The organism is Novosphingobium sp. (genome assembly GCF_031424035.1).
GTDB lineage: Bacteria > Pseudomonadota > Alphaproteobacteria > Sphingomonadales > Sphingomonadaceae > Novosphingobium.
Map to the genome: position 1 here is coordinate 35,352 of NZ_JANPGP010000078.1, position 11,054 is coordinate 46,405.

The window sequence follows — 11,054 nt, forward strand, 5'->3', positions numbered from 1 at the left end:
AACAGGGACCGAGACGGGTCAGCACCTGACTGCGTCGCGCACCATTTCTCCGTCGTAGCTCCTCCGCGGTTTGGAGGGCATTGGGCACTCCCTCGAATACTTGGCATCGGTTCTGCGCTCCTGCGGGGGACGCGGCGATTTGGTTTCGCGACCGAGGGATCTGGTTGTCACCGGATCAAAGCGGCTTGACCTGATCGGCAAATCCAGCGATGTGACCGGCACAAAATAGCGGGGACCAACCCGCCAGGCATACGAGCGCGATCAGCGCTGCGGGGCCGTAGAATAGGTAAGGGATCCTATGTCTGCGAGCACCCAACTTTCTTCCTGTATCGAATGGCAATTCACCGAAGCGGGCGAGCTTGACGCGCGTTTGCGCAGTGCAAAGGCGGCGGGTTTTGACCTTGCCGAATTCCACCTCTGGCGCGACAAGCCGATCGATGCGCTGGCGCAGGCGCTGACCGATACCGGTATGCGGCTGACAGGGGTCTGTGTCGATCCGCGCCGCTCGATCGTCGATCCGGCCGAGCGCGAGGAAATGGTCACGGCCGTGCGCGAGACGATTGCCGCCACCGCCAAGCTGGGCAAGCCCGACCTGATCGTCGCCTCCGGTTTTCGCGTTGAGGGGATGAGCGAGGAAGAGCACTTCGCCAATGCCGTCACCGCCCTGCGCGCAGCGGCCAATGTGGCGGAAGAAGCCGGCGTGACGCTGCTGCTCGAACCGCTCAATACCCGGCAGTTCGCGATCATGTATCTGGTCAGCACCAAGCTGGGTCTCGATCTGGTCGAGGCCGTAGGCAGCCCCAACCTGCGCCTGCTCTATGATGTCTGGCACAGCGCGGTCATGGGTGAGGACATGGCCGAGGTTTTGGCCGGCCGCATCCATCTGGTCGCCCATGTGCAAGTGGCCGACATGGACGACCGTAACGAGCCCGGCACCGGCACGCTCGACTGGGCGAAGATCATGCAGACCTTGCAGGACCTGGGCTATTCCGGCGCCATCGGGCTGGAGTATTTTCCCACCCTGCCGATGGACCAGTCCTTGGCCCTGACCCGGCAGAAGCTGGGCTGCTGACGACCGCACTGGGCCTGTTGCGGCCTGACGAAATGGATGTCCGACATGAATATCGAAACGATCGCGATCAGCCTCGATCTGATCAATCGCCATTACCAGGAACCCAACCGGAACCGCTATGAAAGCCGGTATTTCTGGGAAGAGCTCTACCCGTTGATCGCAACTTCAGGGTTCTCTGCGATCGAAATCCCGTACGAGCCGGTCTGGCAGTTCGGCGGTCGCAGCGGCGTGCCGTTCAACCGGTACTGCGTGAACACCAAGTACGAAAGCGCCGCAAATTACCGGGCGCTGCTGGGTGCCAGCGGGATCGACCGGGTCACCGGCATTACCTTTGACCCCAACCTGTTCATGCGCAACGCCAACCTGGATTTCTATTTCGGTGCGTCCGGCCACTTCGCGGGCGAGGCCTTGTCCCACGCCGCCGACATGGGCGCCGACTATTTCGCCATCAGCCCATCACCCTGTTACGGCCGAATCGCGCAGTATCATCCCGATCTGGACGACAAGCTGGAGGCCTTCACGGCGCGCACCATCGAACTGCTTGCGGGCCTCGCCGCCAAGGCGGAGGAGCTTGGGGTCACCCTCGTGCTGCGCAATGAATACTGGAGCCTGTTCGGCGGGGAACGCGTGCTGCCGCTGCTCGGCGCCCTGCCGGATACGGTGAAGCTGGACGTCGATACGGCAAGCCTGTTCGTCGCCGGTATCTCGCTTACGGACTTTATCGAGGAGCAGATCGACCGGATCGGCTGCGTCCACCTGACTGATACCGATTTTGTCGACACGGCTGACGTCTGGAAGACCGCCAACCCCGAGTTTCCGGCCAACCGTGCAACGCAGGTTTTTCGCGATCCGGGGACCGGGTCAGTCGATCTGGGGGCGGTCGCGGCCCTGCTGGACAGGCTGGGCTATCGCGGGCCAGTCACCTGCAGCGCCCGCCAGACGCGGGATCCGTTCCGCGCGCTGCTGAGAACCCGCGCCCTGCTCACCCAGCTTTCGAAATAAGACGGACGGAGTCTCCGCCATGCCCAACATTCGTTACGCCAACATGTGCCACTGGAAATCGATCCCCTACCGGCAGATCGACAACTTCCGCGAGTTCTACCAGGAGGACCGGACCAACAGCGCCTATTATTCGGACTGGGACAATATCCTGAAATACCAGTCGGCGCTGGGTTTCGGCGGGATCGAGATTGCGCCTTGGGACTTGGCGGATATCCTGCCGCTGTTCGGCTCGCCCGAAAATTTCACCGCCTTTGCGAAAGATCGCGGCGTCGAAGTGATCGGCATGTTCCACGGCGCTCACGCTTCGCATGATCTGGGCCATTTCGACGAGGCCGTTCGCGCCGGGCGCGAGGCGGTCGATACGATTGTGCAGTTTGGCGGGACCTACATGAACACCTGCCCGACGCAGAACTACTTCGGCACAGGGCCGCTCAGCCGGGAAGAGGTGCAGCAATGCGCGAGGGTGATGAACGAGATCGGCCGTTACGCGACCGATCACGGGGTCAAGATCGGCCTGCACAACGAGTTCTTCTGCGCGATCAACCTGCCCAACCACCGCGAACTGATCGAAACAACTGACCCCAGGCTGGTGCACTACTGCATCGATACCGCGCAGATTTCGATCATGGGTGAGGACCTGCTGACGTTCTATTCGGACTATCATGATCGCATCAGCACCTTCCACTTGAAGGATACCGCATCGTCAAAGACGCCCGACAGCGTCCGCTATGCGCAGGACCCGGAGATCACTGACGATGGCTCGCGCTGGTTCTGGGAGCCAGGGCAGGGCGAGCTTGACCTCAAGGGCCTCTACCGCCTGCTCAAGCAGCACGAGTTCAAGGGCTGGATGTCGATCGAATACGATGGCTCGCCCGACCTGCTCGCCTCGATGGCGATGACGCGGTACTACCTCGATAACGAATTGCGGCCGATCTACGACTGAGCCAGCCGCAAGGTCAGGCTTCGATGTCGGCCCAGTCGGGGTGCTTCTCGAAGGCTTTGACGACGTAGCTGCACACCGGCTTGACCTTGAAACCCTGCGCGCGGGCGTCCTCGACCAGCGCGTCGACCAGCCGTGCCGCAATGCCCTTGCCGCCCAGTTCGGGCGGGACGAGCGTGTGTTCAGCGGCGCGGACATCGCCGTGCTGCACCCAGGTCAGGCGGCCGATCTTGTCAGTGCCGGGCACGTGGGCATGGTATTCGCCGGCATGATCGCTGCCATGACGGGTGATTGTCAGACCTTCCATTCACTCGGACTCCTTGACCAAACCGGCCTCATCGGCAAAGCCGATATGGTCATGCAATTCATGTCCGACAATGCCGCCCGGGTCCACCCGCAGGTCTGGGCAGCGATGCAGGCGGCTGATGCTCCTGATTCGCCCTATGACAATGATGCGCTTAGCCGCCGGCTGGACGAGGTGTTCTCCGACAAGTTCGGGCGTCCCTGCACCGTGCTTTGGACCGCCACCGGCACGTCGGCCAACTGCCTCGCGCTCGCACCGATGGTCCAGCCGCACGGCGGCGTGGTCTGCCACCGCGAGGCGCATATCGAGATGGACGAGGCCGGCGCTCCGGGGTTCTACCTCCACGGCGCCAAGCTCATGCTGGCCGAAGGCGAAGGCGCGAAAATCACGCCCGAGACAATCCGCGCGGTGATCGATCCGATCCGCGACGATGTCCACCAGGTGCAGCCACACGCCGTCTCGATCACGCAGGCCAGCGAATATGGCTGTTCCTATCGCCCGCATGAAGTCGCCGCGATCGGCGCGCTGGCGAAAGAGCGCGGGCTTGGCCTGCATATGGACGGTGCGCGCTTTGCCAACGCCGTCGCCTTCCTTGGTTGCACGCCTGACGAGGCCTGCGGTTCGGGCGCGGTGCAGGCGCTGTCGTTCGGCTTCGTCAAGAATGGCGGCATGGGCGCAGAAGCGATCGTCTTCTTCGAACCGGGCATGGCCGACATGGTCCGCTATCGCCGCAAGCGCGCCGGGCACCTGCAATCGAAGGGCCGCTTCCTTGCTGCGCAGATCATCGCCATGGTCGAAAACGACCTGTGGCTGTCCAACGGCCGCGCTGCCAATTCCGCCGCGCAGGAACTTGGCTCTGCCTGCGGGGATCGGCTGATGTATCCGGTCGAGGCCAACGAACTGTTCGTGACAATGACCTCAGCCGAACGCGAAGCACTGCGCGGGCAGGGCTTTTCCTTCTATGACTGGGGCGCCGATGCCGCGCGCCTTGTTACCGCGTGGTCGACCGAGCCAGCGCACGTCACCGCGCTAGCTCGCGCCATTGCTGCCCTGTGAGCGGCATCAGGGTGAGTCCCACGCCCAATGCCTCGCTCCTCAATCCGAGGATTGCCGCACCCTTCCTGCTCGTTGCGCTGATCTGGGGATCGACCTGGTGGGTGATCACCGGGCAGATCGATGGTGTGCCGGCCAGTTGGGCCGTGGTCTGGCGGTTCGTCATCGCCGCGCCGGCCATGGCGCTGATGGCGCTGGCGACGGGCTCCAGCCTGAAGATCGGCTCGAAGGGCCAGTGGCTCGCCATACTGGTCGGGCTCACCCAGTTCTGCGGCAATTACAACTTCGTCTATGAGGCGGAGCGGCACCTGACATCGGGCATCGTCGCGGTCATGCTGTCGCTGCTGTTCGTGCCGAACACCCTGCTGGGTCGCGTATTGCTTGGCCAGAAAACCAGCGCGCGCTTTGCCGTGGGTAGCCTGATCGCCATTGCCGGCATCGGACTGCTGTTCGCCAACGAGGCGCGCAGCGGCGGGGTTGGCGGCAATGTCTGGCTCGGCGTGGTGCTGGCCTTCTTCGGCATGCTCGCTGCTGCCGTGGCCAATGTGGTGCAGGCCAATGACACCGGCCGCTCGCTGCCGATGGCGAGCCTGCTGGCATGGTCGATGGCCTGGGGCGTGGTGTTCGATACGGTCTTCGCGCTGATAACCGCCGGCCCGCCGGTCGTGCCGCGCGATCCGGCGTTCTGGGCGGGGACGGCCTATCTGGCGATTGCAGGGTCGGTGGTCACCTTCCCGCTCTATTTCGGCCTCGTCCGCAATCTCGGCGCGGGCAAGGCGGCGTACAACGGCGTGCTGGTGGTGGTGCTGGCGATGTTCCTCTCGACCCTGCTCGAAGGCTATCGCTGGACCGGGCTGGCCGTGGCCGGCTGCGCGCTGGCGCTGGCCGGACTGGTGATCGCGCTTTCGGATCGAAAATAACGGGGAGGGGTGCCGAGTGGTTTCAACCATACTGTTCACGCTGGTCATGGCCGTAGCGCCGACAACGACGGGCTCCGTTCCGGTCGAGGTGGCCAAGCCGCTTCCGCTTTGTCAGGCATGGGGGCCGAAACCGCCGGCCTGTATCGAACCGCCGTTGCGTGAAACGGTTTCGATCTACAACAGCTGGCGCCAGCCCGACGGCAGCCATCCCGCTGAAGCCGTGATGATCCGCCCGCCCAGCCTGCTCAACCGTGATGCGCCGCCAGCCGGCATCGATCAGTTCCCGGCTTGGCTGCGCAGCGGCGAGGCGCGGCGCAGTGCCGAGGTGACGCTGAACCTTGTCATCGCGGCGGATGGAACGATCGTGTCATGCAAGGCGGCGCGGGTCGATGCGTATGAGCACGCGGAGCAGTTCAAGCGGACGAAGATTTCGGCCGACAGCGCACTGGGCGATCAGGCCTGCACGATGGTGCGCGCCAGCCGCAAGTTCCGGCCGGCGATCGATGCCGAGGGCAAGCGGATCGAGGCACCGATGGCGGTTGCGGTCTACTACAAGCGTGAACGCTATGACATGCTCGCCCCGCCCGCGCCGCCGCCGCCGAGCCGCTATCTCGGCACCGTGCGGTGGGGCGATACGAAGGCATGGCCGCCCAGATATTATCTCGATGCACCGGTCAGTTTCGCCGCACCCAAGTTCAAGGACTTCCTGACCGATACCAAGAACCTGCCCCAGAAAGCGATGGTCGGCGTGGTCATGGACCTGGCCAACACCGGGCAGGCAGTGCGCTGTGATGTGCGTGTGCCGTCAGGCGACAAGCAGCTGGATGATTCGACCTGCGCGGCGCTGCTCACCGTCAACGCTACACCGAACCGCTGGGGCGTGCGCGGGCTCCCGGTTGAAGTGACGTGGCAGGGCAGCAAGGCCAAGGCGCTATTGGCCGGCCCGCAGACCCTGCCGAACCTAGCCGCGACGGTGGTAATTCCGCCCGAACAGCGCCCCGCCTCGCCGCCGAGGTGGGGGATGCGCGTGCTTGTCGTGCTCGATCCGCAGGGCAAGCCGACCTCCTGCACTGTGAGTGGCACCAGCGATGACGACGCGCTCGATGCGGCCTCATGCAAGCTGGCGCGGCAGGCGCGCTATACGCCGGGCAAGGATGGGTTCGGACGGCCTGCCCCCGGCGGTGTCGACTTGCGGATCGATTGGGCAAGGGGCGAAATCGTCCCGCCGGCTTACTGACGTTCGGCTTCCAAACAGGCCGCCAACCCTTCTCGATAGGTCGGATAGCGCAGCTTCCAGCCCAGAACGCGCTTGGCCTTGCCGTTCGCCACGCGGCGGTTCTCGGCATAAAAGCCGCGCGCCATGGGGGAGAGATGGGCTTCGTCCATCGTCAGCAACGGCAGCTCGGGCTGACCCAGCAGGCGGCAGGCGTGTTCGATTACCGTGTTCTGCGAACAAGGCTCGTCGTCGGCGAGATTATAGGCCCCGCCCGGCGCGTGCAGCCCGGCGAATACCCCGCTGGCAATGTCCTCTACATGGACGCGGCTGAATACTTGCCCCGGCAGGTCGATGCGGTGCGCTTTACCCTCGCGCACCCGGTCGAGTGCTGATCGGCCCGGGCCGTAAATGCCGGGAAGCCGGAACACCCGCGCGCCGCGCGTCAGCCATTCGCGGTCGCAGTCGGCCCGCGCGGTGCGGCGTCCGGTTCCGACTGGCGCGCTTTCATCGACCCATGCCCCGCGCGCGTCGCCGTAAACTCCGGTGGAGGAAAGGTAGCCCAGCCACTTGCCGCCGAGCCGCTCCCCATAGGCTTCGAGCACCGGATCGAACCCTTCGCCCGAAGGCGGGACGGAAGACAGGACATGGCTGCTATCTGCCAGCGCCATCAGCACGTTGTCCCGGTCGTCAAAGCGCAGCGTGCCATCGCGCCCGGTCGAGACGACTTCCCAGCCCTGCGCTTCAAGGCGGCGTGCGATGCAGGCAGCGGTGTAACCGAGGCCGAAGATGAACATGCGGGGCACCAGTGTCTCCTTGGCTCCTCCCTTGCCTTCACCGCGCGTGCAAGTCGAGTGGCGGCAGCGCCCTCGACAGGCCGCCCGCCCGCGCGGTAGATGGGCGCATGGACATAGCCAGCAGACCTTCCGAACCCGCCACCAACCCCGAAACCGCCGATGCCGCCATGCCGCCGCAGGCGCCTTCGACGATTCGCCGTGAAGATTACCGGCCGCCAGCTTGGCTGGTGCCCGAAGTCGCACTCGATTTCGCGCTCGGCATTGAAGACACGCGCGTAGAATCGCGACTGGTGGTCACGCGCAATCCGGCGAGCAAAGGGGCGCAGACGCTGCGGCTGGCCGGGGACGGACTGACCGCCGAATCCGTAGCGGTTGACGGCGCGGAGAGCAATTCGTGGCGCATGGACGGCGCGGACCTGCTGATCGACCTTGGCGGCGAGCGCCACGAAGTCAGCATCGTCACCCGCATCGATCCCGCCGCCAATACCCAACTGATGGGGCTCTATGCTTCCAGCGGGATGCTCTGCACCCAGTGCGAGGCCGAAGGCTTCCGCCGGATCACCTTCTTCCCCGACCGTCCCGATGTGCTGTCGATCTACCGGGTGCGGATGAGCGGCGACAAGGCGGCGTTCCCGATCCTGCTGTCGAACGGCAATTGCGTGGCCAGCGGCGAGGGCGCGGACGGCACCCACTGGGCCGAATGGCACGATCCCTGGCCCAAGCCGAGCTACCTCTTCGCGCTGGTCGCCGGCAATCTCGTCGCCACCAGCGACAGCTTCACTACTTCTGGCGGGCGCGAAGTCACTTGCAACATCTGGGTCCGCCCGGGTGACGAGGACCGCACGCATCATGCGCTGCGCAGCCTGATCCATTCGATGAAATGGGACGAGCAGGCGTTCGGCCGCGAATACGATCTCGACCTGTTCAATGTCGTCGCCGTGTCGGATTTCAACATGGGCGCAATGGAGAACAAGGGGCTGAACGTCTTCAATACACGCTACGTCCTTGCCGATCCCGATACCGCGACCGACGCCGATTATGACGGCATCGAAGGTGTGATCGGCCACGAATACTTCCACAACTGGTCGGGCAACCGCGTCACTTGCCGCGACTGGTTCCAGCTCAGCCTCAAGGAAGGCTTCACCGTTCTGCGCGACCAGATGTTCAGCGCGGCAATGGGCAGCGAGCCGGTCAAGCGGATCGAGGACGTACGTGTGTTGCGCGCCGCCCAGTTCCCCGAGGATTCAGGGCCGCTCGCCCATTCGATCCGCCCTGATTCGTTTCAGGAAATCTCCAACTTCTACACCGCGACCGTCTATAACAAGGGTGCCGAGGTGATCCGCATGATGCGGACGATGGCAGGTGTTGAGAAGTTCCGCGCTGGCACCGACCTCTATTTTGACCGCCACGATGGCGAGGCGGCGACTTGCGAGGATTTTGTCAAGGCTATCGAGGACGGCACCGGGCTCGACCTCACGCAGTTCCGCCTGTGGTATTCGCAAGCCGGTACGCCGAAAGTCACCGCGCGGCTGGAACACGCCGGTGATATGGCCAAGTTGCACCTTTCGCAGCAGGTGCCGGAAACGCCCGGCCAGCCGGTCAAGCAGCCGATGCCGATCCCGCTGCGGGTGGCGCTGTTCGATCCGCAGACCGGCAAGCATGACGGTGAAAAGCTGGTCGTGCTGGACAAGGCCGAAGACCGGTTTGAATTCCCCGGCCACGCCACCCGACCGGTGCTTTCAATCAACCGCGGCTTCTCCGCGCCAGTGGCGATGGATGCCGGGCAGGATGCGGCTGACCTCGTGTTCCTCGCTGCACACGATGACGATCCGTTTGCCCGTTATGAAGCCTTGCAGAGCCTCGTCGTTCAACACCTCGTCGGCATGCTTGAAGGCGGGACCGGGGCTGATCAGGGCCGCGAAGCGATCGGGCAGGCGATTGCCGCCGTGCATGACGATGCCTCGCTTGATGATCTGATGCGCGGCGAATTGCTCGTCCTGCCGGGCGAGGCCTATCTGGCCGAACAGATGGCGGCGGCTGACCCGGTGGCGATCTGGCAAACGCGCGAGGCGCTCAAGGGCTGGCTCGGCAGCACGCTCCAGTCGCGGTTCGAGGCGCTGCACGACCGCGCTTCGCAGGTTCCGTTCGGCCACGATGCCAAGGCCAAGGGCGCGCGCAAGGTAAAGACGCAGGCGCTCGTCTACCTTGCCGCCGGCGCTCCGGAAGAAGCCGCGCGCCGCGCCGCCGCGCAGTATCACGCGGCCGACAACATGACCGACCGGCAAGCCGCGCTGATGACGCTCTGCGCGCTCGATACGCCGCTCCGCGATGAACGGCTGGCGAACTTCCACGCGCGCTATGCCGGCAATGCGCTGGTCATCGACAAGTGGTTCTCGCTTCAGGCGGGCTCGCTCCACCCGCAAGCGCTGGCCCATGCCGAGGCGCTAGCCAGCCACCCGGACTTCACCCTGCACAACCCCAACCGGGTGCGCGCGCTTTACATGGCGCTCGCGGCGAATGGCCATGCCTTCCACGATGCCTCGGGCAAGGGGTACCGGATGATCGCCGACGTGATCATCGCGCTCGACCCCAGCAATGCGCAGACGGCGGCGCGCTTTGTCGCTCCGCTGGGTCGCTGGCGGCGGATCGAACCGGGCCGCGCGGCCATGATGCGCGCCGAACTGGAACGGATCGCCGCCGCGCCTGCGCTGTCGCGCGATACGCTCGAGCAGGTGAGCAAGAGCCTTGGCTGATCCTGTCGAGGTCAATCGCTCGCAGGTTCTTGAAGGCATTGCCCACGGCTTTCTCGGCCGGCGCGGCGGAGTGTCCACCGGCGAGGTCGCGGGGCTCAACGCCGGCCTTGGCGCGGGCGACGATGACCGCGCGGTGGCGCAAAACCGCGCGCTCGCCGTGGCTGCGGTGCTACCGGGGGCGGAACTGGTCACGGTCTATCAGATCCATTCGCCCGATTGCGTCGTGGCGCAGGAGGCGTGGCCGATCAATCAACGCCCGCGCGCCGATGCGATTGTCACTAAAACACCCGGCCTCCTGCTCGGCATTGTCACGGCCGATTGTGCGCCGGTGCTCTTCGCCGACCGCGAGGCCGGGGTGATCGGCGCGGCCCATGCCGGCTGGAAGGGTGCGATCGGCGGGGTGACTGATCGCACCGTGGCCGCGATGGAGGAACTCGGCGCGCGGCGTGACAGAATCGCCGCCGCGATTGGCCCGTGCATCGCTCAGGCATCCTACGAGGTCGATCAGGTCTTCCGCGACCACTTCCTTGAAACCGATGCGGCTTCAGGCGATTGCTTTGCCGAAGGGCGGGCGGCGCACTGGCAGTTCGACCTTGAAGGCTATGTCGCCCTGAGGCTGGAAACGGCGGGAATCGGCGCGGTTGAGCGACTGCGCCTCGATACCTATGCGGCGGCGGAGCGGTTCTATTCCTATCGCCGTGCCACCCACCGGGGCGAGGCGAGCTATGGCCGCCAGCTCTCGCTGATCGGCCTCTAGCGCGGACCGGCACACCCTGCCGGGGGCAGTGGTGAAAAAGGCGGTTGGCAGGCCAATTTTTCGCGTCTAGAGGGGGCCGCAAGTCGGTATCGGGGCGGTGTAACAGCCGCACTCTCCCCACCGGCGGGAGGGGGCTCCGAAAGGCGCGAATTGTGGTTTCCGGCCTGTCAGCGGCGGTTCGTCGCGAAGCGGGTCGCCAAGACGGGATAAGGTCAACCATGTCACAGGAAGCGGGCACCGCCA

The 11,054-nt window shown here is 64.9% G+C and carries 10 protein-coding genes; 8 read left to right on the forward strand and 2 right to left on the reverse strand.

Annotated features, from left to right (window positions below; all coding sequences use genetic code 11):
• The first annotated feature begins 298 nt into the window (after nt 1-298).
• The 3 genes from RMO89_RS11920 to RMO89_RS11930 are packed head-to-tail and all read left to right on the forward strand — an operon-like array spanning nt 299 to nt 3,017.
• Nucleotides 299-1,072 carry a sugar phosphate isomerase/epimerase family protein gene (locus RMO89_RS11920; RefSeq protein WP_310533328.1) on the forward strand — a complete coding sequence of 258 codons (774 nt, stop codon included), beginning with the start codon at nt 299-301 and terminating at the stop codon, nt 1,070-1,072.
• Between the two features lie 45 nt (nt 1,073-1,117).
• Nucleotides 1,118-2,074, forward strand: a complete 957-nt coding sequence (locus tag RMO89_RS11925) for a sugar phosphate isomerase/epimerase (RefSeq protein ID WP_310533330.1) — start codon at nt 1,118-1,120, stop codon at nt 2,072-2,074.
• A 19-nt stretch (nt 2,075-2,093) separates the two neighbouring features.
• Nucleotides 2,094-3,017 (forward strand): sugar phosphate isomerase/epimerase, encoded by a 924-nt coding sequence (locus RMO89_RS11930; RefSeq protein WP_310533332.1) that lies wholly within the window; start codon nt 2,094-2,096, stop codon nt 3,015-3,017.
• Between the two features lie 13 nt (nt 3,018-3,030).
• Here RMO89_RS11930 and RMO89_RS11935 read toward each other — a convergent pair whose 3' ends face one another.
• Nucleotides 3,031-3,321 (reverse strand): GNAT family N-acetyltransferase, encoded by a 291-nt coding sequence (locus RMO89_RS11935; protein ID WP_310533333.1) that lies wholly within the window; start codon nt 3,319-3,321, stop codon nt 3,031-3,033.
• Nucleotides 3,322-3,372: 51 nt separating this feature from the next.
• Here RMO89_RS11935 and RMO89_RS11940 point away from each other — a divergent pair, with 51 nt between their 5' ends.
• From RMO89_RS11940 to RMO89_RS11950, 3 genes are read left to right on the forward strand one after another with little or no spacing between them, the layout of a single operon-like run.
• On the forward strand, nt 3,373-4,374 hold the full coding sequence (locus RMO89_RS11940; RefSeq protein WP_310533334.1) for a beta-eliminating lyase-related protein: 1,002 nt from the start codon (nt 3,373-3,375) through the stop codon (nt 4,372-4,374).
• Nucleotides 4,371-5,291, forward strand: a complete 921-nt coding sequence (locus tag RMO89_RS11945) for a DMT family transporter (RefSeq protein ID WP_310533335.1) — start codon at nt 4,371-4,373, stop codon at nt 5,289-5,291. Before RMO89_RS11940 ends, RMO89_RS11945 begins: the two co-directional genes overlap by 4 nt.
• A gap of 16 nt (nt 5,292-5,307) precedes the next feature.
• On the forward strand, nt 5,308-6,528 hold the full coding sequence (locus RMO89_RS11950) for an energy transducer TonB (protein ID WP_310533336.1): 1,221 nt from the start codon (nt 5,308-5,310) through the stop codon (nt 6,526-6,528).
• On the opposite strand, the gene RMO89_RS11955 is transcribed toward RMO89_RS11950, so the two are convergent.
• Nucleotides 6,522-7,310 (reverse strand): SDR family NAD(P)-dependent oxidoreductase, encoded by a 789-nt coding sequence (locus RMO89_RS11955; RefSeq protein WP_310533337.1) that lies wholly within the window; start codon nt 7,308-7,310, stop codon nt 6,522-6,524. The genes RMO89_RS11950 and RMO89_RS11955 overlap by 7 nt on opposite strands.
• Before the next feature lie 98 nt (nt 7,311-7,408).
• On the opposite strand from RMO89_RS11955, the gene pepN reads away from it, so the two are divergent.
• Together pepN and pgeF are read left to right on the forward strand one after the other, a co-directional pair.
• Entirely contained in the window at nt 7,409-10,054 is a 2,646-nt protein-coding gene (gene pepN, locus RMO89_RS11960) for an aminopeptidase N (protein ID WP_310533338.1), read from the forward strand.
• Nucleotides 10,047-10,811, forward strand: coding sequence for a peptidoglycan editing factor PgeF (gene pgeF / locus RMO89_RS11965; protein WP_310533339.1), 765 nt, complete (start codon nt 10,047-10,049; stop codon nt 10,809-10,811). Before pepN ends, pgeF begins: the two co-directional genes overlap by 8 nt.
• Nucleotides 10,812-11,054 lie beyond the last annotated feature (243 nt).

Coding starts and splice junctions, on each gene's coding strand:
- RMO89_RS11940 (WP_310533334.1), top strand. CDS start 3,373: ATGCAATTCATGTCCGACAATGCCGCCCGGGTCCACCCGCAGGTCTGG.
- RMO89_RS11920 (WP_310533328.1), top strand. CDS start 299: ATGTCTGCGAGCACCCAACTTTCTTCCTGTATCGAATGGCAATTCACC.
- RMO89_RS11935 (WP_310533333.1), bottom strand. CDS start 3,321: ATGGAAGGTCTGACAATCACCCGTCATGGCAGCGATCATGCCGGCGAA.
- RMO89_RS11925 (WP_310533330.1), top strand. CDS start 1,118: ATGAATATCGAAACGATCGCGATCAGCCTCGATCTGATCAATCGCCAT.
- RMO89_RS11930 (WP_310533332.1), top strand. CDS start 2,094: ATGCCCAACATTCGTTACGCCAACATGTGCCACTGGAAATCGATCCCC.
- pepN (WP_310533338.1), top strand. CDS start 7,409: ATGGACATAGCCAGCAGACCTTCCGAACCCGCCACCAACCCCGAAACC.